24 protein-coding genes are annotated in these 25,993 nt (G+C 47.9%); 18 read left to right on the forward strand and 6 right to left on the reverse strand.

Annotated features, from left to right (window positions below):
- On the reverse strand, window positions 1-441 hold the full coding sequence (locus ADM98_RS07810) for an RrF2 family transcriptional regulator (protein ID WP_053452978.1): 441 nt from the start codon (window positions 439-441) through the stop codon (window positions 1-3).
- A gap of 140 nt (window positions 442-581) precedes the next feature.
- Here ADM98_RS07810 and ADM98_RS07815 point away from each other — a divergent pair, with 140 nt between their 5' ends.
- On the forward strand, window positions 582-1,379 hold the full coding sequence (locus ADM98_RS07815) for a hypothetical protein (RefSeq protein ID WP_053452979.1): 798 nt from the start codon (window positions 582-584) through the stop codon (window positions 1,377-1,379).
- Between the two features lie 62 nt (window positions 1,380-1,441).
- On the opposite strand, the gene ADM98_RS07820 is transcribed toward ADM98_RS07815, so the two are convergent.
- Complete coding sequence (locus ADM98_RS07820) at window positions 1,442-2,686, reverse strand: MDR family MFS transporter (protein WP_053452980.1); 1,245 nt, start codon at window positions 2,684-2,686, stop codon at window positions 1,442-1,444.
- 403 nt (window positions 2,687-3,089) lie between these two features.
- Between ADM98_RS07820 and ADM98_RS07825 the strand changes: the two genes are divergently transcribed.
- From ADM98_RS07825 to ADM98_RS07835, 3 genes are all read left to right on the forward strand, one after another.
- The gene (locus ADM98_RS07825) at window positions 3,090-4,670 is read left to right on the forward strand and encodes a peptide chain release factor 3 (protein WP_053452981.1); all 1,581 of its coding nucleotides are present in this window, start codon (window positions 3,090-3,092) and stop codon (window positions 4,668-4,670) included.
- A 125-nt stretch (window positions 4,671-4,795) separates the two neighbouring features.
- On the forward strand, window positions 4,796-5,251 hold the full coding sequence (locus tag ADM98_RS07830) for a general stress protein (protein ID WP_053452982.1): 456 nt from the start codon (window positions 4,796-4,798) through the stop codon (window positions 5,249-5,251).
- Between the two features lie 120 nt (window positions 5,252-5,371).
- A complete protein-coding gene (locus ADM98_RS07835; protein ID WP_053452983.1) occupies window positions 5,372-6,460 on the forward strand; it encodes an MBL fold metallo-hydrolase in 1,089 nt (362 codons plus the stop codon).
- A gap of 97 nt (window positions 6,461-6,557) precedes the next feature.
- Here ADM98_RS07835 and ADM98_RS07840 read toward each other — a convergent pair whose 3' ends face one another.
- Window positions 6,558-7,796 carry a purine/pyrimidine permease gene (locus ADM98_RS07840; RefSeq protein WP_053452984.1) on the reverse strand — a complete coding sequence of 413 codons (1,239 nt, stop codon included), beginning with the start codon at window positions 7,794-7,796 and terminating at the stop codon, window positions 6,558-6,560.
- A 107-nt stretch (window positions 7,797-7,903) separates the two neighbouring features.
- Here ADM98_RS07840 and ADM98_RS07845 point away from each other — a divergent pair, with 107 nt between their 5' ends.
- From ADM98_RS07845 to ADM98_RS07855, 3 genes are read left to right on the forward strand one after another with little or no spacing between them, the layout of a single operon-like run.
- Entirely contained in the window at window positions 7,904-8,725 is an 822-nt protein-coding gene (locus tag ADM98_RS07845) for a LysR family transcriptional regulator (protein ID WP_053452985.1), read from the forward strand.
- Window positions 8,726-8,755: 30 nt separating this feature from the next.
- On the forward strand, window positions 8,756-9,940 hold the full coding sequence (locus ADM98_RS07850; RefSeq protein ID WP_053452986.1) for an RNA-splicing ligase RtcB: 1,185 nt from the start codon (window positions 8,756-8,758) through the stop codon (window positions 9,938-9,940).
- A gap of 26 nt (window positions 9,941-9,966) precedes the next feature.
- Window positions 9,967-10,575: a hypothetical protein gene (locus ADM98_RS07855; protein WP_053452987.1), complete on the forward strand. Its 609-nt coding sequence runs from the start codon at window positions 9,967-9,969 to the stop codon at window positions 10,573-10,575.
- 94 nt (window positions 10,576-10,669) lie between these two features.
- Here ADM98_RS07855 and ADM98_RS07860 read toward each other — a convergent pair whose 3' ends face one another.
- On the reverse strand, window positions 10,670-11,164 hold the full coding sequence (locus tag ADM98_RS07860) for a hypothetical protein (protein ID WP_053452988.1): 495 nt from the start codon (window positions 11,162-11,164) through the stop codon (window positions 10,670-10,672).
- A gap of 257 nt (window positions 11,165-11,421) precedes the next feature.
- Here ADM98_RS07860 and acnA point away from each other — a divergent pair, with 257 nt between their 5' ends.
- The 10 genes from acnA to ADM98_RS07910 all read left to right on the forward strand — a co-directional run bounded on the left by acnA (window position 11,422) and on the right by ADM98_RS07910 (window position 22,702).
- Window positions 11,422-14,148, forward strand: coding sequence for an aconitate hydratase AcnA (acnA, locus tag ADM98_RS07865; protein WP_023467797.1), 2,727 nt, complete (start codon window positions 11,422-11,424; stop codon window positions 14,146-14,148).
- A gap of 55 nt (window positions 14,149-14,203) precedes the next feature.
- On the forward strand, window positions 14,204-14,674 hold the full coding sequence (locus ADM98_RS07870) for a DUF3939 domain-containing protein (RefSeq protein ID WP_053452989.1): 471 nt from the start codon (window positions 14,204-14,206) through the stop codon (window positions 14,672-14,674).
- A gap of 184 nt (window positions 14,675-14,858) precedes the next feature.
- Complete coding sequence (locus ADM98_RS07875; RefSeq protein ID WP_023467799.1) at window positions 14,859-15,566, forward strand: hypothetical protein; 708 nt, start codon at window positions 14,859-14,861, stop codon at window positions 15,564-15,566.
- Between the two features lie 76 nt (window positions 15,567-15,642).
- Window positions 15,643-17,886: an AAA family ATPase gene (locus tag ADM98_RS07880; protein ID WP_053452990.1), complete on the forward strand. Its 2,244-nt coding sequence runs from the start codon at window positions 15,643-15,645 to the stop codon at window positions 17,884-17,886.
- Between the two features lie 12 nt (window positions 17,887-17,898).
- Entirely contained in the window at window positions 17,899-18,336 is a 438-nt protein-coding gene (locus tag ADM98_RS07885; protein ID WP_053452991.1) for an acyl-CoA thioesterase, read from the forward strand.
- 236 nt (window positions 18,337-18,572) lie between these two features.
- Complete coding sequence (locus tag ADM98_RS07890; protein WP_053452992.1) at window positions 18,573-19,607, forward strand: M15 family metallopeptidase; 1,035 nt, start codon at window positions 18,573-18,575, stop codon at window positions 19,605-19,607.
- Window positions 19,608-19,624: 17 nt separating this feature from the next.
- Window positions 19,625-20,239: a glycerol-3-phosphate 1-O-acyltransferase PlsY gene (gene plsY / locus ADM98_RS07895; RefSeq protein WP_053452993.1), complete on the forward strand. Its 615-nt coding sequence runs from the start codon at window positions 19,625-19,627 to the stop codon at window positions 20,237-20,239.
- A 187-nt stretch (window positions 20,240-20,426) separates the two neighbouring features.
- On the forward strand, window positions 20,427-21,191 hold the full coding sequence (locus ADM98_RS07900; RefSeq protein ID WP_053452994.1) for a DeoR/GlpR family DNA-binding transcription regulator: 765 nt from the start codon (window positions 20,427-20,429) through the stop codon (window positions 21,189-21,191).
- 25 nt (window positions 21,192-21,216) lie between these two features.
- The gene (locus ADM98_RS07905) at window positions 21,217-21,879 is read left to right on the forward strand and encodes a copper homeostasis protein CutC (protein WP_053452995.1); all 663 of its coding nucleotides are present in this window, start codon (window positions 21,217-21,219) and stop codon (window positions 21,877-21,879) included.
- Between the two features lie 187 nt (window positions 21,880-22,066).
- Window positions 22,067-22,702 (forward strand): DUF975 family protein, encoded by a 636-nt coding sequence (locus ADM98_RS07910; RefSeq protein WP_053452996.1) that lies wholly within the window; start codon window positions 22,067-22,069, stop codon window positions 22,700-22,702.
- 40 nt (window positions 22,703-22,742) lie between these two features.
- On the opposite strand, the gene ADM98_RS07915 is transcribed toward ADM98_RS07910, so the two are convergent.
- Entirely contained in the window at window positions 22,743-23,624 is an 882-nt protein-coding gene (locus ADM98_RS07915) for an NAD(P)-dependent oxidoreductase (RefSeq protein WP_053452997.1), read from the reverse strand.
- The gene (locus ADM98_RS07920; RefSeq protein WP_152910961.1) at window positions 23,621-25,366 is read right to left on the reverse strand and encodes an ABC transporter ATP-binding protein; all 1,746 of its coding nucleotides are present in this window, start codon (window positions 25,364-25,366) and stop codon (window positions 23,621-23,623) included. Before ADM98_RS07920 ends, ADM98_RS07915 begins: the two co-directional genes overlap by 4 nt.
- Window positions 25,367-25,490: 124 nt before the next feature.
- Here ADM98_RS07920 and ADM98_RS07925 point away from each other — a divergent pair, with 124 nt between their 5' ends.
- Window positions 25,491-25,922, forward strand: coding sequence for a YaiI/YqxD family protein (locus ADM98_RS07925; protein ID WP_053452998.1), 432 nt, complete (start codon window positions 25,491-25,493; stop codon window positions 25,920-25,922).
- Window positions 25,923-25,993 lie beyond the last annotated feature (71 nt).

A 25,993-nucleotide genomic window follows, 5' to 3' on the forward strand; every position in this document is an offset into this window, starting at 1 on the left:
TCAATCGCGGCTCGGAATCATTTCAAGTATTTGTGGATGAGTGTCAGCTGTCGGATGTAGCAAATCATGTACTGTGTAACTATTGAGTACTTGATGGAACGCCGCAATGGCATCATCGAAAGCATCACGTGCCGGATTAAGCGAAGGGACCTCGTGAATGCCTTCTTGCGGATCGAGAAAATGAACGGTTGGTTCAAACAGTTGTACGACGTCACCGATATGAATTGCATCTGGAGGACCTGCTAATCGGAATCCACCTCCACGACCACGAACAGAATCAATCAAACCACTCTGTCCTAAACGATAGACTACTTTCATCAAATGATTTTTAGAAATGTCGTAACAATCCGCTACTTCCTGGATTCGGACTAAACGATCGGGATGGGCTGCTGCGAACAGCAGGGACCGGATCGCATAATCCGTATAACGTGTCATGCGCATTTTCATCACCTACTTAACACACATACTAGGGGGGTACGCAAGCTTTTACAACTCTCAATGTGCAAAAAATAAGATGCATTTTAGAGATTGTTTTTATGAGTAGATTAACGCATAATGAACGGTGAAAGGTAGGTTAAATTATGCATTTCGATCAGGCATTACACCTTTTGCAACAGCTCGGTCCATCGATGGAGCAAAAGGGATTGCGGATCGCGACGCGCTTCTATGACTCGCTTGAGGCGACGTACGAAGAAGAACTGCGCGCGCTTCGGGAAGCGGGGGCTCAGGAAGGGACTCGCGCATTACGGATTTTACGCCTGAGTCAATTATTGAACCAGATTACAAACCAGCATGAATCGAGTGAACTGTTTAAATTGATTTTACTGAATGAAATCGATCAAACAAAATCGTTTCTGTTGACGTACCCGGATATTATCAGTCGTGAAATCCTTCAAGCCATCCAGATTGAATATGCTCTTGAAGAAAGTTCCCCTTTGTTACAAGCCTGGGCGATTGTGCACCATCAACTTGTTGATACGTGCCGTCATTTTTGTAAGTATAGACATACGGAAAATTGGCGCCAACAAGATATTTTGTTGATTGCGGAAGAACATCATCTTGGAGCTGTCATCGATGAAGCACGACATGCGCTACTTAGTGGTCGAAAAACGACCTTATTGCATGTGTCTGCTGAGGAACTAGCGGAACGCATGTTAGCAAATGTTCTATCGTTGACGACGAAAGGAATGGTTGTGCATCATATCCGTCAGGAAGGTTGGGAACAACAGATGCACGAGTTTTTAACGATGATCACCGTCAATGATCCGATCGTCTTTGTCAGCGGATCAACGAATTTTATTGAAGAAATTCAGCAACGACTGGATCCGTTACCGGTCCTGTTCGGTCCGTTCGTAGCGGCAAATCAATTACCATCTTAACGAGAAAAGCGACGTGTAACGCTCTGACAGAAGTCGGGGCGCTACACATCGCTTTTTTTACTTTAAGCAGATTTTGTTAACCGTTTCGCTCGTTGAATTGAACGATCAAGCGCAAGATAGACCCCACCCGACACACAGCAGAGCAATCCGATGAACGCTAAAGCGAAGTCACCTTTTCCTGAATCGAGGAACAGGGACCCGAGAAGTGGTGCGGTGACACCACCGATCAACCACTGCAGACTCGCAGCACCGTTATACGTACCTCGTAGATGTTCCGGTGCAATCAAAGCGATGAATGTCATCTGGACAGGTGACATGATCATCTCACCAAGCGTATAGAATGCATAGATTGCAAGTAAGATCGTCACGAGCACGACATAGTCAGTTCCAAGTGAGAACAGATAAGACGGCACGAACGCGAGGAAAATCATGCCGATGCCGAAGATCGAGGCGCCGAGCAACATGACTTTTCCGAATGCCTTACCTGACAAACGAGCCGCAATCGGGAATTGGAATAAGACGACCATGATCCCGTTCAGTGCCATCAAATAAGGGAACGGATTTTGCTTCGTTGGTAAACCTGGCAATGCTTCCTTCAAGAAGACCGGTAACATGCTCTCAACAAGAGCGAAGCCCATTGAAATGAAGACACCCGCACCGATAAAGATCAGGAAGACGTGGTCCTTCCGTAATACGGTGAGTGGAGAGACTTTGACTTCGTCTGTTTTTTCGATATAGTCCGGTTTCGTCTCCTCGATGAAGAAATAGAGAACGAGTCCGTATAGGAAAAAGACGAAAGCAGCAGAGTAGAAGATGAGTGAACGATCGACGAATAGGACGGCACTTCCGAGAAGTGGACCGAATGCTGCTCCGACGTTATGACCCATCCGAAGCAGACCGAACGATTCGTTCAACCGCTCCGGTGGTGTGACGTCAGCGACCATCGCGCTTGCCGCTGGGTGGAACAGTGAACTCGATAAACCGAGCAGTGCATTCAAAGCAAGCAGCGGTCCGAATGAATCGGCGAACGAGAAACCAATCAAAGCGATGACGTCACCGATGATCGAGATGACCATCAGTGGTTTTCGACCGAACTTATCGGCGAAGTGACCACCAAGGACAGCTCCGACGAGTGACATGATCGGTCCGGTCGCCATGATGACACCGACTAAGAAGTAGGAATCGAGTCGATCCGCGTAATAGAGAACTAAAAATGGTGCAATCATGAACATCATGATTCCGGTGATCGTTTCCCCGACGAACCGGATCCAGATGTTGCGATCAAGCTGTTTGAGTGCGTTAAACATAGTGAAAACCCCTTATATTCCGTTTTTAGACAATAGAAAAGACGGATACGCACAAATATGGGCATACCCGTCCAAATATAAGAGGGCAGCATGTACGTATACGCATACGCACACCCTGCTTAATTAAAAATTAAACGATTGGGTGACGTACAGTTGTAGCCGATACAAAGACAGTGTGGACAGATGTCCGGGCTTGATGGAATACCATTGTACGTCTCCTCCTTCTGTAATAGTGAACTTCCTAGTCATCGTAATGAAGAAAGTGTCAAATTGTCAACTTTTAATCTGAAAATTGAGTCAATGAAGTGAAATGGACGAGACCTTGAAAATTCGGTATGATAGACTAGTTGCGAAAAAAGATTGATCGGACATTTGAATATATCGGTGAAAGGAACTACCATACATGACAAACATTCTACAAACGGAAGTCGAAAAACGTCGGATTTTCGGCATCATTTCCCACCCGGATGCGGGTAAGACGACATTAACTGAAAAATTCCTCCTGCACGGAGGAGCAATCCGTGAGGCAGGTTCTGTCAAAGCACGGAAAAACTCGAAATTCGCGAAATCCGACTGGATGGAAATCGAAAAACAACGCGGAATCTCCGTAACATCTTCGGTCATGCAATTCGAATACGATAAAAAAATCGTTTCCATCATGGATACACCAGGTCACTCAGACTTCGGTGAAGATACGTACCGGATCCTGACAGCTGTTGACTCAGCAATCATGGTCATCGATGCGGCGAAAGGGATCGAGTCGCAAACGAAAAAACTTTTCCAAGTTTGTCGGATGCGCGGTATTCCAATCTTTACGTTCATCAACAAGATGGATCGTCAAGCGCGTGACCCACTCGAATTGATGGAAGAACTCGAAGAAGTTCTTGGCATCCCATCGGTTGCTGTGACGTGGCCAGCTGGATCAGGTCAACAGTTCGAAGGTGTCTACGACCGTGTCAAAGGACAATTCCATTGCTTCAAGAACGATCGTAAGACGATCGAACTCGGGGAAGAAGGTCTAGCGAACGAAGAACTCGCGACAACAATCAACTCGGAAATGTACGAGACATTGATGGACGAAGTCGACTTACTCGACGGCGCAGGTAACGAATACAATGAAGAATTGATTGCAAAAGGCGAACTGACTCCGGTCTTCTTCGGATCAGCCCTCGTCGATTTCGGTGTTACACCGCTCCTCGAGCATTACTTGAACCTGTCTCCTTCACCGACACCACGTGAGTCGAACAAAGGGAAGGTCGAACCTGCTCAAGAATTCTTCAGTGGTTTCGTCTTCAAAATTCAAGCGAACATGAACCCGAACCACCGCGACCGGATTGCTTTCGTCCGGATTTGTACGGGTAAGTTTGATCGTGGGATGGACGTCGTCTTGACACGGACAGGTAAGAAAATGAAACTGTCACAGTCAACTCAATTCATGGCGGATGAGCGTGAAACGGTCAACGAAGCGTTTGCAGGAGACGTCATTGGATTATACGATTCAGGTAACTATCAAATCGGTGATACGATCACGAACGGTGATCCATCACTGCAATACGAAGAACTCCCAACATTCGCACCGGAGCTCTTCTTAAAGGTCTATACGAAAAACGCCTTGAAGTCGAAACAGTTCCAAAAAGGTGTCGAGCAGCTCGCGCAAGAAGGAGCGATCCAAGTCTACAAGACGGAATACAACGAAATCATTCTCGGAGCCATCGGGCAACTCCAATTCGAAGTCTTCGAGCACCGGCTCAAAGGTGAGTATGGCGTTGATATCTTGAAGGATGCTGCGAACTTCCAAGTCGCAAAATGGATTAAACCGGCAGAAGTCGCTGCTGTCAAACAATTGACGGATTCACGGACAGTTCTTGTGTATGACCGCTGGGAAAATGCTGTATTGCTATTTGCGAACGATTTCGTCTACGAGCGATTCGTTCAGAAAAACGAGGGAACGATCACATTGGTCGATTCACCACAACAACTTTAATTTTTTCACGGACTACTTTTCGAAGTGGTCCGTTTTTTCGTTCTTGAAATCTCGTTTGATGACAATCGAACAAGGGTAAAAATAGAGCGTGTTTGAATTCATATGAAAAAGGAAGGTGTCATGTGATGGCGAAACGGTTTGTTGGAATCTATCAGGATCAATCGAGTCTAGAACGAAAAATTGAGGATTTGAAACAACAGGGGCATCATGATTCGGACTTTTCTGTAGTGGGTCGAGATGACGCAGCAGACGAAGCATCAGGTGCAAGCTGGATCGATCAAGTCAAATCAAAGTTCTCTAAAGAACCACCGCTTCGTGAGACGTTAAAACGTGTCGGGCATTCAGATGATGAGGCAGAACGGCATTACGCGGAAGTTGAGCGCGGCGGTCTTGCATTGTTCGTCAAGGATCGAAATCACGACCATGATCATGACCATGAGCATCATCATAACCATGACCACGATCATCGGCACGATGACAATAAAGTCGAAAATCCAGGGAACAACGCCTATGAATCCAATCATCGTGAGGACGGTGAGAAGAGCGACCGGGCGAAATGGAAAGCCGACGATATCGACTAATACCTAGAAGTGAAGACACCGCTTTCGGTGAACTTCACTTTTTTTCGCACCTTGAGTCGTAGGGCGAGATGTGTGAGGAATCGAGGTGCTATACTGAGAGCATCGAAGAGGTGATAAGACATGAAAAAAGTAGTGACAGCTTTAGCAGGAATCGGTCTTGCAAGTGCGTGGTTCATCAACCGGTATCCTGTGTTCGGTAAACGCCCAAGCCGAGCGGATCGACGTAGTTTTGAACGGTCAGATCGTTTTATCGACGGGAAATTCAAAAATGAGACGGATTTCCAGTTGAAGATGGAATGGGAATCGATGAAAAGTATTTTAAAGGACTACGGAAGAAACATTCCGAATCTACGTCCTGTCAAAGCATTGCCAACGCTTCCGTATCAACGACGGCAAGACGATAGCGAAGCACCACGTGTCACATGGTTTGGACATTCAGCGTTTTTACTCGAACTTGACGGGCAAACGATTTTCTTTGACCCGATGCTCGGTCGCGCCCCGTCACCATTCCCAAAACTAGGTGGGGGACGTTTTCAAACGACGCAAACGGTTGACCTCGAACGTCTTCCATTGATCGATGTTGTCGTCTATTCACATGATCATTATGATCATCTTGACTATCCGTCGCTCCTCGCCTTGAAAAATCGAGTCGGTCGCTTCATCGTGCCGCTCGGTGTTGGTAGTCGTCTGCGTGGATGGGGCGTATCAGCAGATCGGATCACGGAACTCGACTGGCATGAGTCGACGCAAGTTGGCGGTATTACACTGACGGCAGCTCCGTCACGTCATTATTCCGGTCGAAATGGTCTCGATCAGTTTTCAACACTTTGGGCGTCATGGGTCATCGAAGGTTCACAAAAAGTCTTCTTTAGTGGCGACAGCGGATACGGTCCGCACTTCAAAGCGATTGGTGAACAATATGGTCCGTTTGATCTGACGATGATGGAATGTGGTCAGTATGATGTTCGGTGGTCGAATTCGCATATGTTACCGGAACAAACGGTTCAAGCGCACCGCGATGTCAAAGGACGGGTCTTGATGCCGATTCACTGGTCCGCTTTTATCCTCGCGTTTCACGCTTGGTTCGAACCGGTCGAACGGTTATTGAAAGAAGCAAAACGCGATGAGATTCCTGTTTTGACACCGATGATTGGGGAGAGTGTGACACCAGGGAGCACGACACGGAAATGGTGGCGCGAGGTGCGTTGAGGGAGTTTTTTGTTTTTAATTGAAGATGAGGATATAAAAATAGCCTTTCCGACATGCTCCGGAAAGGCTATTTTTTAGTTCAATTTAATTCAAATGATTAGCTCGCTAATCGATCCGCTTGTTTTGCGCGACGGGAACGCACTTTTTCGATGATTTCGAAACCGAGCACAAGCATTGTTCCGACGAGTAGTCCATTACTGAGGAACGGACGAAGCGTCAACGGCAGGACTTCTGCGATGACGGTTGATTGTAACAAGATACTGATGCCGATGACGGCACTGATCGCAAACGCGTGACGGCGTCGACTATTTTCCATGTTACTTTCCGCTGACTGCCAGGCAATCAGGAACATGTGCGGCAATGTCGCAAGCAACGCGGCACTCGCGACGCTACGTGGTAATGTCGCAATGATCCCGATCAAGCTTGGGAAGAAACCGATCAGCGCGATGACGAGTGAGGCAATCAAGAACGGACGACGTTTCCGGCTACCGGTTTGCGCGATGAATCCACTCGTGATCGGTAAAGGAACCGGTACGAGCGTCGAGAACGTAGCAGCAAGTAGGTGAATGACACCTTCGATCGATAACCCTTGGTGCAAGCGTCCTTGTTTTTGAAGCGTCGCTTCGACGGCACTTAAGGCAGCAATCAAGTTGACAACGAGTAAGATCGCGAACGGAATCGCGACAAGAAATGCACTGCCGTCAAACTGCGGCCACCCGAATGGTAACGCTTGTGGTGGTGCGAATAAATTAGACGACGCAGGAAGCGATGGACGGCTAACGAGCCAACCGACGAGAATTCCGATCATTAAGGCAAATGGGCGCAAGCGACTCGGACCAAATTGGCTGAGTCCGAGAACGAGCAAGAACGTGATGATCCCGGCGAGACGTGTTGCTTCAACAGCAAGTACGGCACCGAGCATGACACCTGTTAATTGAATACATAATAAGAGCAAAAATGTTCCGCTGACGAGCGGTGTGAAGACAGGTAATAAGTATTTCGTCCATCCTGTTAAACCAAGGATGATGAGGACAACACCAGCAATGACGACAGCTGCCATTGCAATCGTAAAGGCTGTTTTTGAATCGACCGGTAAGGCGGCGATGACGACGAAAATACTGACCCATGATCCGGCAGGTCCCGATACGATCGGAAGCCGGTGGCCGAAAGCGCCATGTAGGAAACAGGCAATCCCGCCTACAAAGAACGACCGTTGTACAAGGGCAGCTGTTTCGACTGAGGAGAGGTCGAACAGACTGGCGACGACGATTGGTAACGCAATCGTGTTCGCGAGTAAAAAGACGATCCACTGGAAGGTAGAAGTCGTTTGTTTCATGAAAAAGCTCCTTTCGTTAACTTCAGATATTCCTGCATCATAGCATATGATTGATGTTATGATTCATATATCTTTATACACGAAAACATATGAAAGAGATGATGAATATGGATTTACGGCAGTATCGCTATTTTTGTGCGGTCTTTGAGGAACAGTCCGTTACGCGAGCAGCAGAGCGCTTACGGATGGCACAACCTGCCTTAACCCAGCAGATTCGACGAATGGAAGAAGAGCTCGGGGTTCGCCTCGTCGAACGAGCAGGGCGCGGGATCCGGATTACACCAAGCGGCAGTCGTTTGTATGAGCGGGCGGTCTCCTTGCTACAGTTTGAGCAGGAGACACGGATGGAGGTGAGTGACATTGAAGCCGGGCGGACAGGAATTTTGCGGATTGGTGTTAACACGTTATCAGCTAGTCGTTTAGTCGAATGGATTGAACTGATGAAGCGGCGACATCCCGGTATCATCTTACAAGTTCACCAAGGAGAATCCAGTGCACTCATCGAACGGTTGAAGGAGCGGTCACTTGATGCAGCATTTGTTCGTCTCCCGATTGATGCGCAAGGGATCTCGATCGAATGGATGGAGGAAGAACCATTTCATCAAGTGTGGCACCCTGATCATCCGACCGCAGATATCATCATTCCAAGTCAAGAAGGGCTCGGTGTCTTTCAGACATTAAGTCAACGGTTAGGCGTCGTGTCGCAAGAGACATGTTCCGACGTTTTGACGCTGATCGGACTCGTACGCAGTGGACAAGCTGTAACCGTCTTACCGGAAAGTACATTGCGGGAACTAGATATGACAGGACTACACCAGACATACCTGTCAGGTGCATCAAGTACGACGGCTTTCGTCTGGTTAACGGAGACGGGACCGACGACACTGACGAAACAATTCATTGAAATCATGCAAGAAACAGCAGAATGATCAATGGATAGGAAAGAAAGGATAAATCACATGAAAACAATTCAAGGTACTTACGGAGAAGCCAAAATCTTCACAGATAACGTTGACGATCTGACGATTAAGCAAGTCTCCACCATGTTAAACGAACAATTCGCGACAGACAGTCATGTCCGGATCATGCCGGATTGTCACGCTGGAAAAGGGTCCGTCATCGGAACGACGATGCATGTGACGGACGAGGTCGTACCGAACCTCGTCGGTGTCGACATTGGTTGTGGCATGTTATGTACACGACTCGTTGAACAGGGACCGATCGACTATGCGAAACTGGATGCAACGATTCAGCGTCTTGTTCCAAGTGGCATGTCAGTGCGGCAGCAAGCCCATCCATTGTCTGAACAGGTACTGTTTAATGAAGTACTTGCACCGTTCAACGAGACACGCGCACGATTGTCGATCGGTACGCTCGGTGGAGGGAATCATTTTATCGAATTGAATCAGGATGGAGCAGGATACTTGTATCTCGTGATTCATTCTGGCAGTCGCAATCTTGGTAAGACAATTGCTGAACATTATCAAGCAGAAGCGGAAACGACGCGTTTCCAGTTTGATGCGGACCAAGTGATTGCGGAATTAAAGCAACAGGGGCTCGAGTCAGATATTCAGGAGACTTTACAACAACTGAAGGAACAACGATCTTCGTTTAATAAAAACTTAGCATCTGTTTCCGGTGAAGCGATGGAACGTTATCTACATGATTTACAGATTGCGCAACGCTACGCGGCACTGAATCGGCAAGCGATGACTGAGGTCATTTTCGAGGCGATGGGATGGACGGTAGCAGATCAGTTCGATACGATTCACAACTATATTGATCTCGAGGCGATGATTCTACGAAAAGGTGCCATCTCTGCGAAAGCAGGCGAGCGAGCAATCATTCCGATGAACATGCGCGATGGCTCCTTGATCGTCGTCGGAAAAGGAAATCCCGATTGGAACTACTCCGCGCCACACGGTGCAGGGCGTATCATGTCGCGATCAAAAGCATTTAAAACGGTTGAACTAGAGGCGTTCGAAAAGACAATGACCGATGTCTGGTCGAGTTCTGTCGTCGCATCGACACGTGACGAGTCACCGTTCGTCTACAAACCGATGGACGAAATCATTCGCAACACGAAAGAGACAGTCGACGTCGTCGACATCATTAAACCACTATACAATTTTAAGGCGAAGTGAAGTAGTTCGTCATAGGAGGATGTTCGATGAAACGGAGAGGAAGAATGTTGATTCTGGTTTCGAGTGTGATTTTATTCGCTGGGTGCACAGATGAGGCAGCCACGACAAAGTCGAAAGCAGAGATCAAAACAGCTACTCATACGAGTCAAAAGATAGACGAGAAGCGACATCGAGTGTTGACGCATGAGCAGTATGAAAAATTGTTTGAACACATGAATCAGCACGTAAAGATACATCATTTCCAATTGAAAGCGAGCACGGTAGGAGACGATTTCACGGTTGTAGATCGAGCATTAAGTTTCGGTAAGAGACGCTGGTTAACTGTTGATGGAACAATCGACAGTGGATCAACACAAGAGTCACTTTATTTTGAAAACAAGAACCAAGACACACAAGTATCGGTTCACTTCGCTTATACAGATCAATACATAGGAAATGATATGCTTCAGTATCAATCAAATGACGAAAATAAGGAACTCAATCAAGAGCTGTCAAATCGATCCGATCTCATCATGATCAGCTTTAAGAACATCATCATAACCGTACAACAACATTCTTTAAATAAAGTCGATCCTGATACGACGCAACGAGTAGCTCAACAGATGATTGATGAATTAGAGAACTATCATCACTAATACTTCTGAGGACGTTTTGATCTTAGAGTATTTAATGGCACAAAAAAACGTTCTCGTATAGAACGAGAACGCGAAGCTGATAAATCTACTTTTATTAGACGGCACCATCCGGCAACGTCTCACCTGACCGGCGAATCGTCGCGCCGAGTTCAGCGGCAATGGCATTGACAGCTTCCGAATCTTCATTAACTTCACTGATGAGGATAACACCGTAATGGTCGGGATTGATCTGATTCAGCGTTCGGTTGAACAAATCAAACGATTCCCGTTCGTTTTTCTCATCTCGATTCGCACCAATCAAATAGCCAGCGACAGAACCGACGAGCATACCGAACGGACCACCGACGACACCAATCGCCATACCGATAAGAGAACCTTTAAAGGATTGATCTTGTTGCGTGAAGTCGATTGCATCGATGAAAGAGAAGCCTTCCGCTTCGTCCCGTTTCGCAAGAACCATCTGATCCATTTCGATTTCCTTGATCGCCTCAAGGTCTTTAATCATTGCAAAGCCAGTTTTTGCTTGTTCTAAATCGCTAAAAATGATTGTCGTAATGACGTGCGTTGCATCGCTTTTATATTTCGCCATAATAAACGCCTCCACAAGAATCGGATATCGTACTACACTTTTTAAGTACCCTGAACATTCTAAATGGAAACGCCTGACTGTAAATATGAGAAAATCTGCACAACAGAATAATTTTCTAATATTGGCAATAAGTAAAACTTATCGAAAGTCTTTTGTTCTTTCAAATTGTAACCGAATCCATATTATACTATGATAGAACTGTACAAGTAAGCGGTATCAGGGGCTTGATGTCGTGAACACTTAAAGGGGGAATCACCATGAAGCAAACAGATGTGTCGCAAGATGTCTTTGGCGCACGCCGTTCGTTTGAAGCAAACGGTAAGAATTATCAGTACTACAGTCTTGAAAAATTGGAAGAACTCGGATTGACGGAAGTCAAACGTCTTCCATATTCGATTCGTGTCCTACTCGAGTCAGTACTTCGTCAACAAGATGGTCGTTCGATTACACGTGAACACGTCGAGAACTTGGCGAAATGGGGAACAGCTCAAGTTTCGAACGATGTCGATGTTCCGTTCAAACCGTCACGCGTTATCCTTCAAGACTTCACAGGTGTTCCAACGGTCGTTGACCTCGCATCACTTCGTAAAGCCATGCAAGATCTCGGTGGAGACCCATCGGTCATCAACCCAGAAGTACCAGTCGACCTCGTCGTTGACCACTCGGTTCAAGTCGATGCATACGGTTTTGCTGGTGCACTTGCAGAAAACATGGATCTCGAATTTGAGCGTAACGAAGAGCGTTACAAATTACTTCGCTGGGCGACTTCGGCATTCGATAACTACCGTGCCGTACCACCTGCAACAGGAATCGTCCACCAAGTTAACCTCGAGTACTTGGCATCTGTCGTCCTTGAAAAGGAAACAGCAGACGGTACAGTTGATGTGTATCCAGATACACTCGTCGGAACGGATTCACATACGACGATGATCAACGGTCTCGGCGTCCTCGGTTGGGGTGTCGGTGGAATCGAAGCGGAAGCGGGCATGCTCGGACAGCCATCGTTCTTCCCAGTACCAGAAGTCATCGGTGTACGCATCACAGGTGAGATGCACCCAGGAACGACAGCAACAGACGTCGCCCTTCGCGTGACAGAAATGCTCCGTCAAGAGAACGTCGTCGGTAAATTCGTCGAGTTCTTCGGTCCATCACTCCATTTGATGTCACTATCTGACCGGGCAACAATCGCAAACATGGCGCCAGAATACGGTGCAACATGTGGATTCTTCCCAGTTGATACAGAAACATTGACGTACCTTCGTTTGACAGGTCGCGATGAAGAATTAATCGAAAAAGTCGAGAACTACTCGAAAGCAAACGGTTTGTTCTACACGCCACAAAACGAAGATCCAACATTCACGAAAACAGTCGAACTTGATCTTTCAACGATCGTTCCTGCCCTTGCTGGACCAAAACGTCCACAAGACCGGATCGATTTGACGGATGTGCATACATCATTCAAAAAAGCGTTAACGGCTCCACAAGGAAACGCTGGATTCGGATTAGCGGAAGAAGAAGCGAACAAAGTCGCAGTCGTTCAGTTCGAAGACGAAGCGGTTGAGATGCGTACAGGGGATGTGGCAATCGCTGCGATCACAAGCTGTACGAATACATCAAACCCTTACGTCATGATCGGTGCGGGACTCGTCGCGAAAAAAGCGATCGAACTCGGTCTTTCGGTTCCGAAATACGTCAAGACATCACTTGCGCCAGGATCGAAAGTCGTTACGGATTACCTCGAGAAATCAGGACTCCAAACGTACCTTGACGAACTCGGCTTCAACACGGTCGGTTACGGCTGTACGACATGTATCGGTAACTCCGGTCCACTTGACCGTGCTGTCGAAGATGCAATCCTCGGCTCAGACTTACTCGTTTCGTCTGTCCTCTCAGGAAACCGTAATTTCGAAGGTCGTGTACACCCGCTCGTCAAAGCGAACTACTTGGCTTCACCGCCACTCGTCGTCGCTTATGCGCTTGCAGGAACGGTCGACGTCGATATCATGAACGCATCACTCGGAACAGGCAAAGACGGACAAGAAGTCTTCTTCGCTGACATCTGGCCTTCGCGTGATGAGATCCAAACGATCATCAACACAGTCGTCACACCAGAAAGCTTCCGTGCAGAATACGATTCAGTCTTCACAGGAAACGAACGTTGGAACAACCTTGACGTGCCAACAGGAGATCAGTATGACTTCGACGGTGAGTCGACATACATCCAAAACCCACCGTTCTTCGAGAACCTCGCGAAGGAAGCGGGTCAAGTCGAAGCACTCAACGGACTCCGTGTCTTCGGTAAGTTCGCTGATTCGGTCACGACTGACCATATCTCACCAGCTGGTTCATTCTCGAAAACGACGCCAGCCGGTCAATATCTCGTCAACAAAGGGGTTGCACCAAAAGACTTCAACTCATACGGCTCACGTCGTGGTAACCACGAAATCATGATGCGCGGAACGTTCGCGAACATCCGAATCCGTAACCAAGTCGCTCCAGGTACTGAAGGTGGCTTCACGACGTACTGGCCAACAGGCGAAACGATGGCGATGTACGATGCTGCGATGAAGTACAAAGAAGATGGCACAGGTCTCGTCATCCTCGCTGGTAAAGATTACGGGATGGGTTCTTCACGTGACTGGGCAGCAAAAGGAACGAACTTACTCGGCGTTAAAGCCGTCATCGCGGAGAGCTTCGAGCGGATTCACCGTTCAAACCTCGTCATGATGGGTGTTCTTCCACTTCAATACGTGGCAGGCACGACAGCTGAAACACTTGGTCTAACAGGTGAAGAAGCAATCAGTATCGCAATCGATGAGTCTGTTCGTCCACGTGACATCGTCAAAGTCACAGCAACTGCGGCAGACGGAAAAGTCACTGAATTCGAAGCAATCGCTCGTTTTGATTCAGAAGTCGACATCGATTACTACCGTCACGGCGGGATCTTACCAATGGTCCTTCGTGAGCGTCTCCAACAAGCATAAGATGATGAATCAAAGGTGGGGGAAACCCCACCTTTTTTGACGAGAGGAGAATACGATGAATCGATTCAAGAAGTGGTTCCAACCGAAGAGTGAAAATCTTTTACCGATGCGTGACGTGACGCTTGAAGAAGTCAAACGAGCAACCCATGCCTTTGAATCCGAACTACCAAAAGGAACGAATCGGACGGTTCTCCTAGATGCAGAACAGCGAATCGATTTGACCCAACTGGAACATCAGTTGAAAGCACGCTCGACACAAGAGTTTTATATGTCACGTGAGACGTTTGCCATTATGGAGGCAAAGGACCGAGAACTGGTTTATGAAATGGATCATGTCCAGATCGCTGTCGATCAGTACTTGCACCATGTCAAAAAGTTGCCGCTCAAAGCACATACAAAGACGATGCAAGTCGATTGTGCCAAACTTTTTCAAGAAGGCTATTTACGCGAAATGCCACATCATAGTTATTACTTAGTCGATGATTCACTGATCGTCTCACTGACACCTAAAGCACCACGACCATGATAGCAGACGGACCGAATCCAATCGGTTCGTCTTTTTTTGTCGTCACGACGATCTTTTCATTTGTTCAAAAGTCTGACGAATTTACTCAGAAATCGTGAAATCTTGGACAAACCCTTTGTATTTCCCCCTTAAAACCGATACGATGATAGGGAATAGAGACTTGAGCTAGGAAGGTGTACATGGCATGACGAAACGAACGAGCACGTGGATTGCAGTAGCAATCGTGGCAATGGCGATCCTCCTTGCCTACAATTTTTATCTCTTGAATAAGACGCAGACTGCAAGCGATGAAAAGGCCGCAACAGTCAAACCGTTCTATACGATGACACGCATTCAATATGTTGAGAAGAAACTCGCGACGAAAAAGGATGAACTTGAATCTCGGACGTATGAAGTTGTCTTTAATGACAAAGGACACTTCCGGACAGAAGTCGTAGACGGTCCGTCAAAAGGGTCGCTTGCGATCTGGAACGGGACGATGTTCCGTGAGTATGATGCGACAGGCAAATTAGTCAATGAGACGAAAGCGGGCAAAAGTGTCAGTGCGCCACGCCCATTCCTCTCACGTGGGTTCAATGAACAAATCCTCGCCTTCATCAACAAAGGTGACTTTGGACAAGTCGAAGGGGAAGCGGACATTGCCGGAATGGCAGCAGACGTGTATGTGAAAAAAGAACCATCGAGTACAGTACCGGAAGACTGGATCAAACAATATCCATCAATTTTCGATAAAGAAAACAATCAAGAACAAGCGACGTATTATGTAGCATCCGACCGTTCGAAAGTACTCGGTGCGGAATCACGGAATAACGGTAAGTTGTTCTACTCTGTCAAAATGAAGAGTTTTGAAACGATCGATACGTTCGATCCGGATTGGTTAAAAGCAAAATAATCAAGAAACGACCGGCGATGACGCTACGAAACGGTAGCGGACAAAGTCGGTTTTTTCGAGACGCAGGAGGTTCAACATGGAAGCATTCTCGAAAGAGGAGATGTTCAATCAAATCAAGGTGTGGGAAGAGGGCGCAAAAGTCGAGGAGGTGCTAGCGTTACGATATGCCCAAAGTAGTCGGCTACTTGGCGAAACGGAAGCACTCGTCCGAATATTAGCGTTACTCGTCGAGCATCGTTACATCATGACAGGACGACTCGATGCACTTGCTGAAAGCTGGATGCAAGAGATTCGTCAGCACGATCGCTTGCCAGCACGTCTCGAACAGTTATTAACGGAACAACAATTACAAAGTACGTATCAACGTCTCGTCGCGCATACGTTCCCGACGATTCGCGAGACGGATAATGCGAACGCCAAACGATCGGCGACGAAGGAACTGATCCTCCAAGCCAGCCAAATCGTCGAGGAGACGGATCAAATCGTCGAACTGACAGAACGACTGCGTCGCTTAGATGCTGAACGCTGGACGGAACTGTTTGAGGCTGGAACAGCATTACTTCGTTCGAGTGCGACGCTTGAACAGACCGCGCAAACGTTCGTCGATAGCTTACAAGAACGTTTCTATTCCCGAGAAGCGTTCCGTGAGATGACGGAACTGAAGGCGACGACAATCCAGGATCTCAAGCGTGTCGTTGCCTTGTTACCCGTTGAAAGTAAACAAGTCGAACGATCGGCACTCGAGGAACTCGACGCGATGATTGGTCTTGAAGACATCAAACAACGCGTTCACCATATGTATCGGTTCTTGAAGTATCAACAAAAACGATCGGAAGATGGCTATCGTTCGAGCGACCAGCCATCTTTACACATGATTTTCATGGGCAATCCCGGAACTGGGAAGACGACACTTGCTCGCTTGATGGCGAAAATTTACCACGAACTCGGACTTCTTGAACGACCGGAAGTCGTTGAGACAGATCGTTCATCGCTCGTCGGCGCGTTCGTCGGTCAAACGGAAGAACAAGTCATGAGTAAGGTCCGTGAAGCCGTAGGAGGTGTGCTCTTCATTGATGAGGCCTACGCCTTAAAACGGGCCGGGCAAAGTGGGAACGATTATGGACAAGCAGCCATTGATACGCTCGTCGCCGCAATGACGAGTGGTGAGTATGCAGGACGGTTTGCAGTCGTTCTTGCCGGTTATCCGGAAGAGATGCGCGATTTTCTCAAGGCGAACCCGGGACTTCGGAGTCGTTTCCCGGAATCGAATCATTATTTGCTCGCCGACTATACGGATCAGGAACTGCTTGCGATCGGACGGTCGATCGCGACAGCGAACGATTACGTCTTGACGGAACAAGCAGAACGAGCATTACTCGGTCGCCTAGAGCGAGAACGTGTTGACGCGAGCTTCGGAAACGGTCGGGCCGTCCGAAACATCGTGCTTGATGCCATCTTCAAAAAAGGGGCGAGCCTTGGAGAAAGTGCGAGTCACGAGGATTTTGCCTTACTCGAACAAACGGATTTTGAGATGGTGCAGGAACCGGATGCTACAGTTGAGGAACGGATTGCTTCGCTCGTCGGATTGTCTGATCTTAAAGATGAACTGAAGCAAATTGAAGCGTTGTTATCGATGCAAAAACGCCGTCGTGAAGCGGGCTATAAAGTGTTGCCAGTCGAATTGCACGCGGTCTTTAGCGGCAATAGCGGGACAGGTAAGACGACCGTCGCCCAACTCTATGCTGATGTCTTACGACAATGCGGTTATTTGAAACGCGGACATTTAAAAGTCGTCAGTCGTGCGGATCTCGTCTCTGGTTACGTCGGACAAACGGCGCAAAAAACGCGCGATGCGATCCGAGACGCGCTTGGTGGTGTTTTATTCATCGACGAGGCATATGCTTTAAATGGGGGAGCGAATGACTTCGGAAAGGAAGCGATCGATACGCTCGTTGACGAGATGACGAAACATCAAGATAATCTCGTCGTCGTTCTTGCCGGTTACGAGCAACAGATGAACGCGTTGCTTGCTAGTAATCCAGGATTGAAATCACGCTTTAAGCGTTCATTTCACTTCCCGAATTATACGCCAGAAGAGTTGATTCAAATCATCGAAGGATATGCTGCACGGTTTGGGTATGAACTGACGGAGGACGCACGACAAACGCTGACAGAGAAGATTGACGTCGTTCCGAACGGAAACGCCCGGGCAGCGATCACGATTGTCGAACAGGCGATTGCGAAGCAATCGATGCGATTAATTGACAAAGTTAGCTTATCGGGTTCAGAATGGTCCTATCTTGAAAAAGAGGATTTTTAAGGGGGAAGCTACATGCACACGATTGAAATACCTGTCCGATACGCCGAGACGGACATGATGGGCATCGTCTATCATTCGAACTATCTCGTCTATTTGGAACTGGCACGGACAGAATTAATCCAATCCTTGGGTCTTGACTATAAGGAAATGGAAGATGCGGGATATGTCTCTCCGGTTACGAATGTCAATCTCGATTATAAACGTTCGTTGACGTACGGTGATACGGCAGTCGTCACGGTCTGGATTGATCATTACGATGGACTGCGGACGATTTATGGGTATACCGTCAAGCATCCGGACGGGAAGCTTGCGGTATCTGCGAAGACGACACATGTCGTCGTCAAAAAGGAAAACTTCCGTCCGATTCGTTTGCCGAAGGTGTTCCCGAACTGGCACGACATCTATGAGAAGATGAGCGAAACGGATGCAGCCCTGTTGACGGAGGCGTGAGATACAATACAAGCGGGATCGATTTGTTGAATCGGTTCCGCTTTTTCATTTTATTATGAGGTCAATCGATAATTTTTAGTACTTGGTACTAAGGACCGATGACAAATCGAATATCATTTGCGAAAATGAAGTAGCTAGAGTAGGATGTGGTCTAATCCATTCGTCTGAAGAAGGGTCGACGGATACAGCGATTAGCGGTAACATAGAGAAGCATAAAAAGAAGAGGGGTCTTACTCATGAAAAAAATCGTAACCGTTAGTACATTAGCGCTTCTCCTTGCAGGATGTAATCCTGGGGATCAACAAGCGGATGATACGACGAAAACTGAACAGAAATCAGATGAGACAACACAATCAAACGAAGAAACGAAAAAAGAAGACACAGCAAAAGACACGAACAAAGAAGAAACAAACAAAACAGACGAAACAACAAAAGACGAAACAACAAAAGACGAAACAACAAAAGACGATGCGTCTGATGAGGCAACACAAGAAGATCAAGATTCTTCGGATGAAGCAACGAAGGATGAAACAGAAAAGAAAGATGATACAACTATTTCAGATAATAATTCAACAGACAAACAAAAAGGAACGACTAGCAACAAGAACAAGTCTTCGCAGGATCCAAACCAAGAAAAACAATCAAAATCGAAAGGTGAAACGCAAGTTGACGATAAGTCAGCAGAAGCGAAGGCTGACTTATCGCTTGGTAATCTCGTCGTCGTCAACAAGAAATACAGCTTACCGATCGACTACAAACCATCGGATCTCGTCGTACCAAACGTCAGCTTCTCTTACTCGGGTGTACTTGAGCAAAGCTACATGCGAGCGCCGGCAGCGAAACAGATGGAAAAGATGTTTGCTGCTGCAAAAAGTGAAGGCGTGACATTGAACGCTGTCAGTGGATTCCGTTCCGGCGCACGTCAAAAAGTATTGTATAATAATTATGTCGCACGTGATGGTAAGGCAGCTGCTGATCAATATTCAGCTCGTCCTGGCCATAGTGAACACCAGACAGGTCTCACTTTCGATATCTCATCACCAAGCGTAGGTAACGGATTAACAGCTGCTCTTGGTGATACGAAAGAAGGAAAATGGATCGCGAATAATGCAGCGAAGTATGGTTTCATCGTTCGTTACGACCGTGGATTCCAGTCGCGGACAGGTTATACGTATGAGCCATGGCACATTCGTTATGTCGGTGTCGATGTCGCGACACAAATTAAAAACAACGGACAGACTCTTGAGGAATATATGAAAGTCGGTCACTAAGAGGTTGGAGGTTAACTATGATTGAAATCATAGGGATTTTGGTTCTTGGCTATCTGCTTGGTTCGATTCCGTTCGCACTACTCGTTGGGAAGTGGGGGCATGGAATCGATATCCGTCAACACGGTAGCGGGAATCTCGGAACGACGAATACGTTCCGTGTCTTGGGGAAAAAAGCGGGGATCATCGTCTTGATTGGTGATCTTGGAAAAGGAGCTGTCGCGAGTCTCGTTCCGATTTTGATGGCGGCAGATGTTCACCCATTGTTTGCTGGACTAGCAGCAGTCGTCGGTCATATTTATCCGATCTTCGCGAAGTTCAAAGGTGGCAAAGCTGTCGCAACGTCTGGTGGGATGTTGCTCGTGACGAGCCCGATCCTATTCTTCTTTCTGCTCGTCTCCTTTTTGACGACGCTTCGTCTGAGCCGGATGGTTTCGCTCAGTTCGATCGTCGCAGCAAGTATCGGAATCGTCGTGTCGATCACGATTGGTGTCTTGACGAATGACTGGATCGTTCCAACGTTCTTTACAGTCCTTGCCTTGTTCGTCATCTTCAAGCACCGCGATAATATCCAACGGATTCGCCAAGGAACAGAGTCTAAGATTCCACTCTTTGCAAAGAAACCGTCTGAATGAACGTTCTTGACGCTCTAGCATCTAAATTGAGATGTTAGGGCGTCTTTTTGTTTAGAAAAAGTCGGATAACGGACGAATTCAACGACATTTCATAGGAACTACACGTTTATTTACACCTGATTTACAAGACCTTTACAGACATTCGATACACTAGAACTAGAACTTGTCTGTAAAGGGGGAAGCGCACGTGTCGTTGTTAGGAGAAGAGCGGAAATCACGCATCATGGAATGGCTGGAAGAGGAAGGAAAAGTCATGACGAAGGATTTGATCGAACGTCTCGATGTCTCGGGAGAAACGGTACGACGCTACTTAGAGGAGCTAGAACGGGAACGTCAGCTAAAACGCGTATATGGGGGAGCGATTTATCAAGGCGGGAAACGAGAGACGTCGATTTCGCGCCGGACAGATCAACTGTCTCGCCGCTTAGCGCGTTATGCAAAAGGCTGGCTCAGTGATTATTCCTGTATCTTTTTAGGACGAGGTGAGCCAGTCGAGCATCTCTTGCCCTATCTGACGGGTAACGCGACGATCGTCACGAACTCACTAGTAGTTGCCAGTCACTTGGAGCAGTGCCGTAAGACGGGACCGTTCAAGGGAGAGATTCGGCTACTTGGCGGAACGGTCGATGCCTACGGGCAGACGGTCGGTGTCGAAGTATTGCAAGCACTGGATGCTTACGCTTTTGATGCCTGTTTCCTATCGTTTGATGGTGCTGAGATTGAGCGAGGCTTCGTCAGTGATGATATCGAATCGTCACTCATCCAAAAAGCGGTCATTAGTTGCACGAAAGATGTCTACGCCTTCTTAGCCAATGACGAATTCCAAGGAAATCGAAAATACAAGGTGGCGGAGTTCCGTCGTGCAAAAATTGTTCTCAGTCCAGCCTCTTATCCACCATCTTGGGAGATGAAACTGTTCAACGAACGCGTGAACTGGATGGTCGTCTCATGATACACTGATGCGGGAGGGATGTATCATGTTAGAAATCATCGCATCGACCGTAGAAGAAGCGGTCGCAGCAGAACAAGCCGGAGCGGACCGGATCGAGCTCGTTTCCGCATTATCCGAAGGGGGATTGACACCGAGTTATGGTTTGATCCGTCAAGTCGTCTCGACGGTTGAGATTCCAGTTCACGTCCTCGTTCGACCGCATAGTAAGTCGTTCGTCTATTCGAAAGCCGACGAAGAGACGATCATCACTGATATTGACTTGATCCGTGAACTCGGTGCTGCCGGGATTGTCGTCGGTTCCTTAACGGCTGACGGACGAGTCGACGAAGGATTCCTTGGTCGGATCATCAAACATAAAGGGGAGCTGTCATTGACGTTCCACCGGGCAATCGACAGTAGCCGTGATATTCTCGAAGCAGCAGAAGTGCTCGCTGATTTTCCAGAAGTTGATCGGATTTTGACATCAGGTGGTCAAGCGACGGCACTTGAAGGGAAAGAGACGATTGCGCGATTGATCAAGGACTATCCGGATTTGATCATCTTACCGGGATCCGGGATTACGCTTGAGAATGCAGAAGCTCTTCTTGAGGCAACGAATGCATCTGAACTACACGTGGGTTCAGCTGTTTTGCAAGACGGTGTCATCCAGAAAGAGCGTGTCGAGGCATTAACACGTCTGCTTGGTTGAGCATGTCATGAATCAGTCCATTTTTCTTGTCTTACGAGGTGAGAGAAATGGATTTTTTTGTATATGTTCGTGACGGATTTTCGACGATTCGCTTGATGCAGGTGGAAAGAAGAGTAGGATAACTAGGTTTTTCAACGAGACTAGGCTAAAATCAAAGATGGAAATAGTGGAAATGAAGGGGTATGACATGAATTCTAAACAATTAAAACAAGCCGCTCTCGGCTCATTAAAGGGACGTTGGTTGGTCGGATTAAGCATCTCGATCATCTACTTCCTCATCTTTGCGCTCGCTGCGAGTCGGATGTCATTTGATCAAGACGACATTGATAGTATGGTGCGCTTCATCGCCCTGAACATGGTCGTGACGATCGTCCTGGCTCCGGTGACAGTCGGTCGAACGGTTGCTTACTTACGCTTCACACGCGGAGAGTCTGCAGGAATCGGAACGTTGTTCGAAGGATTCTCGTCGTTTCGTCGTGCTTTCCGGACGATTGCCGCTTATGCGATCGTAACGGTTTTGGTGTATGTCGGGTCATTCTTGATCTTACCGGCACTCTACTTTTACTTAGCGTATCGCCTCGTACCGTACATTCTGGTCGACCGACCTGAATTGTCGTTTTGGCAAGTCCTCGGTGAGAGCCGCCGGATGATGAAAGGGCACAAACGTGAATTGATCATGCTTTACCTGAGTTTCATCGGCTGGGGGATCCTCGCACTACTTAGTACGGTCGGGGTCATCTTCTTGACGCCGTACTTCGACACGACGATGGCACACTTCTATGAACGCTTGAAACCAACCCGTCAATCATCCGTCGAAGGATGAACGAAAAAGCCTGTACATGATGTCATGTACAGGCTTTTGCTCATTCTACCGAAGCACGTGAGCGTTCGGCGAGTAAGAGATAAAGTGCTTGTGTGCCGGAATCAGCGTGTCCCATCTCAGCAAGTTCTTCATATAAATCCTTGACGAGTGCGAGACCAGGTGTCGCGATACCCATCTCGGCTCCTCGTTCGAGCGCAAGACGCATATCCTTGATGAAATGTTTAACGAAGAAACCAGGTGAGTAGTTTTCAGCGATGACACGTGGAATCAAGTTTTCAAGACTCCAGCTACCAGCAGATCCGGACTTGATCGTCTCGATGAATTGCGTCGGATCGATGCCGGACCGCGTGACGAACAGTAGCATCTCCGCTGTCCCAATCATCGAGCCGGCGATCGCGATTTGGTTCGCGAGTTTCGCCGATTGTCCTTTACCGGGACCACCGAAGAGCGAAATCGATTTGCCCATCGCTTCAAACAACGGCTTCGCTTGCGTAAAAGCGTCTTCTTCACCACCGACGAGAATCGCAAGTGTTCCGTTCTTCGCACCGAGGTCGCCGCCTGTGACGGGTGCGTCAAGTGCCTGTAACCCACGAGTCGTTGCTTCCTTCGCAATCCGTTCAGCAAGTGCAGGACTTGATGTCGTCATATCTATCACGATCGTTCCAGGTGCAGCATGATCGAGAATCCCATTCTCTAAGTAAATCTGTTCGACGTCCTGCGGATAACCAACGATCGAGATGACGACGTCGACATCCGTGACGACCTCTTGAATCGTGTCGACGATTTCGACACCATCCGCTTCGAGGGCAAGTCCTTTCTCTTTCGTACGATTGTAGCCTTTGACTGCAAAACCTGCCTTACGCAGATTGCGGACCATTCCTTGTCCCATGACACCTAATCCGATGAAACCGACTGTCTTCATACGTGATTCCCCCTTGCACGTTCCGTGCCGATGAATTGTTGCGTTACGAGCTTATTATACAATGGATTGTCGACGACAAGACTCTCATGTGTCCCAATCCCAGAAATTCGACCTCTTTCAAGGACGATGATTTGATCGGCATGACGGACCGTCGCAAGACGATGGGCGATGACGAACGTCGTCCGTCCGACCATCAAGCGCTCCAGCGCTTCTTGAACGACACGTTCCGATTCTGAGTCGAGACTAGACGTTGCTTCATCCAGTAATAGTATTTCTGGATTGCGCAAGAGCGCACGTGCAATGGCAATCCGCTGGCGTTGACCACCGGACAACTTGACGCCTCGTTCGCCAATCTCCGTTTCATATCCTTCGGAAAACTCTTCGATGAACGTATCGGCATTCGCCATACGGGCAGCATCACGAATCCGTTCCTCACTGACATCTTCAGCAAGACCGTAGACGAGATTATCGCGAATCGTCCCGGATAAGACGGGGGAGTCCTGCGCGACGTAACCAATCGCTTGACGCCAAGACGACAATGTCAAATCAGAAATCAGGTGGTGACCAAGTCGAATCTGCCCGGACGTCGGTTGATAAAAGCGTTCGAGCAAAGCAAACAACGTTGTTTTACCGGAACCACTCGGACCGACGATGGCGGTCGTTTTACCGCGTGGTAACGTAAAGCTGACGTCTTGTAAGATGGGTGTTTCATTATAACCGAACGATAACCGTTCGACGGTGACGTCTGTGAAGGGACGAGGTGCGTCAAGTTGTCCTGGTGACTCTGGTGTCTCATCAAGGAGTTCGATGATCCGCTCCGTTGCCCCACGTGCCTTCTGTAATTTCGTGATGAATTCAGTCATCGTCACGAGCGGCGTCATGATTTGGAACAAATAGAGCGAAAAGGCGACGAGTTCGCCAGCGGTGATTTGGTTCGTCGCGACCCGGTACGCACCAAAGCCGATGATTAAAATCAACATCGTCGTCAAGGTGACGTTAAAGATTGGTAACAGAAGGGCTTGGATTCGTCCTTCTTTGACGCCGTATCCGTACAAATTCTCAATCCGCGTTTTTCCTCGTCCCAGCTCATAGTCTTCTGTCGCTTGTGATTTGACGAGCCGGACTTCACCCAGCATCTCAGCAAAAAAGCCAGATAATCCAGCAAGTTCTTTTTGCGTCTCGCGAGAAATCTTATGCAGCTTCCGAACGAGTGGAATGATGATCAATAGCGTCACGGGCACAGCGATGACCATGACAAGTGTCATCTGCCAGTCGAGGAAGAATAAGATCGTAATCGCACCGATGATCGAAACGAGTGACGTCAGTAGGCGAACGAGTTGTTCCGACAGCAATTGTTGGAGCGTCGTCGCGTCACTATTAAGTCGTGAGACGAGCTCACCGGACTTCGTCTCATCGTAGAACGGAATCGACAGTGTCAATAAATGTTTCCATAGAAGCGTCCGTAAATTAGCGACGATCCGTTGACCGACAATCTGCAACCAATAGATCGACAGAGCGTTCGCGACGACTTGGACGACGAAGACGATCACGAACAGACTGATCAACTGCGGTGTCAGTCGGTCGACCGTAAAGCCGTCGATTAATGTTTTTAAGAACCAAGGAATCGCGAGTGCAGCTAGCGCTTGGATGACGGAGACGGAGACTGCGGCGGATAATAAACCGACCGGGGGTTTCGTTTTTTTCAATAACAGGTAAAAAGATTGGAACGTCGCAGCGTTCATTTCAACACATCCTCTCTCTTTCATTGTCCGAAAGAACGAAGGAAGGGTCAAATGGGAAGCGCGACTTGACAAGAAATCTTTCTGTTTGTGACACTGATAGTGGAAACAATAAGGGAGGATTCAGATGTCTATTTTCGTAGATGCGGACGGATGTCCCGTTGTCGATCTCGTCATTCGACACCGACAGGGACATGACGTCTTTTTAGTGTGTGATACAGCGCATCAAATGGTGCGGGATGGAGCGGCGACGATCACAGTCGGACAAGGACCGGATGCCGTCGACTATGCGATCGTCAATCGGATGAAACGCGGGGATCTCGTCGTCACTCAAGATTATGGATTAGCAGCACTTGTCTTAGCACGCGGAGGACTTGCGATCGATCAAAACGGTCGTCAGTTCACGAACGATAATATCGATCTATTGCTTCACACGCGTCATGTCGGGCAACAAATCCGGCGAGCAGGTGGGCGGACGAAGGGTCCGAAAAAGCGGACACGTGACGCCGATCGAGCCTTTGAAGAGGCATTTCGTGCATTAGTGCAAACAAGCATATGAGTGATGTAGTACTCGAACTGTCGATTGAATAGGGACCATGCTATAATTTGAAACAGGAATAATATCAGAAA

The organism is Exiguobacterium sp. BMC-KP, assembly GCF_001275385.1.
Taxonomy (GTDB): Bacteria; Bacillota; Bacilli; order Exiguobacteriales; family Exiguobacteriaceae; genus Exiguobacterium_A.

Excerpts from the sequence above, each read along its gene's own strand:
- ADM98_RS07810 (WP_053452978.1), bottom strand. The coding sequence starts at position 441 with ATGCGCATGACACGTTATACGGATTATGCGATCCGGTCCCTGCTGTTC.
- ADM98_RS07815 (WP_053452979.1), top strand. The coding sequence starts at position 582 with ATGCATTTCGATCAGGCATTACACCTTTTGCAACAGCTCGGTCCATCG.
- ADM98_RS07820 (WP_053452980.1), bottom strand. The coding sequence starts at position 2,686 with ATGTTTAACGCACTCAAACAGCTTGATCGCAACATCTGGATCCGGTTC.
- ADM98_RS07825 (WP_053452981.1), top strand. The coding sequence starts at position 3,090 with ATGACAAACATTCTACAAACGGAAGTCGAAAAACGTCGGATTTTCGGC.
- ADM98_RS07830 (WP_053452982.1), top strand. The coding sequence starts at position 4,796 with ATGGCGAAACGGTTTGTTGGAATCTATCAGGATCAATCGAGTCTAGAA.
- ADM98_RS07835 (WP_053452983.1), top strand. The coding sequence starts at position 5,372 with ATGAAAAAAGTAGTGACAGCTTTAGCAGGAATCGGTCTTGCAAGTGCG.
- ADM98_RS07840 (WP_053452984.1), bottom strand. The coding sequence starts at position 7,796 with ATGAAACAAACGACTTCTACCTTCCAGTGGATCGTCTTTTTACTCGCG.
- ADM98_RS07845 (WP_053452985.1), top strand. The coding sequence starts at position 7,904 with ATGGATTTACGGCAGTATCGCTATTTTTGTGCGGTCTTTGAGGAACAG.
- ADM98_RS07850 (WP_053452986.1), top strand. The coding sequence starts at position 8,756 with ATGAAAACAATTCAAGGTACTTACGGAGAAGCCAAAATCTTCACAGAT.
- ADM98_RS07855 (WP_053452987.1), top strand. The coding sequence starts at position 9,967 with ATGAAACGGAGAGGAAGAATGTTGATTCTGGTTTCGAGTGTGATTTTA.
- ADM98_RS07860 (WP_053452988.1), bottom strand. The coding sequence starts at position 11,164 with ATGGCGAAATATAAAAGCGATGCAACGCACGTCATTACGACAATCATT.
- acnA (WP_023467797.1), top strand. The coding sequence starts at position 11,422 with ATGAAGCAAACAGATGTGTCGCAAGATGTCTTTGGCGCACGCCGTTCG.
- ADM98_RS07870 (WP_053452989.1), top strand. The coding sequence starts at position 14,204 with ATGAATCGATTCAAGAAGTGGTTCCAACCGAAGAGTGAAAATCTTTTA.
- ADM98_RS07875 (WP_023467799.1), top strand. The coding sequence starts at position 14,859 with ATGACGAAACGAACGAGCACGTGGATTGCAGTAGCAATCGTGGCAATG.
- ADM98_RS07880 (WP_053452990.1), top strand. The coding sequence starts at position 15,643 with ATGGAAGCATTCTCGAAAGAGGAGATGTTCAATCAAATCAAGGTGTGG.
- ADM98_RS07885 (WP_053452991.1), top strand. The coding sequence starts at position 17,899 with ATGCACACGATTGAAATACCTGTCCGATACGCCGAGACGGACATGATG.
- ADM98_RS07890 (WP_053452992.1), top strand. The coding sequence starts at position 18,573 with ATGAAAAAAATCGTAACCGTTAGTACATTAGCGCTTCTCCTTGCAGGA.
- plsY (WP_053452993.1), top strand. The coding sequence starts at position 19,625 with ATGATTGAAATCATAGGGATTTTGGTTCTTGGCTATCTGCTTGGTTCG.
- ADM98_RS07905 (WP_053452995.1), top strand. The coding sequence starts at position 21,217 with ATGTTAGAAATCATCGCATCGACCGTAGAAGAAGCGGTCGCAGCAGAA.
- ADM98_RS07910 (WP_053452996.1), top strand. The coding sequence starts at position 22,067 with ATGAATTCTAAACAATTAAAACAAGCCGCTCTCGGCTCATTAAAGGGA.
- ADM98_RS07915 (WP_053452997.1), bottom strand. The coding sequence starts at position 23,624 with ATGAAGACAGTCGGTTTCATCGGATTAGGTGTCATGGGACAAGGAATG.
- ADM98_RS07920 (WP_152910961.1), bottom strand. The coding sequence starts at position 25,366 with ATGAACGCTGCGACGTTCCAATCTTTTTACCTGTTATTGAAAAAAACG.
- ADM98_RS07925 (WP_053452998.1), top strand. The coding sequence starts at position 25,491 with ATGTCTATTTTCGTAGATGCGGACGGATGTCCCGTTGTCGATCTCGTC.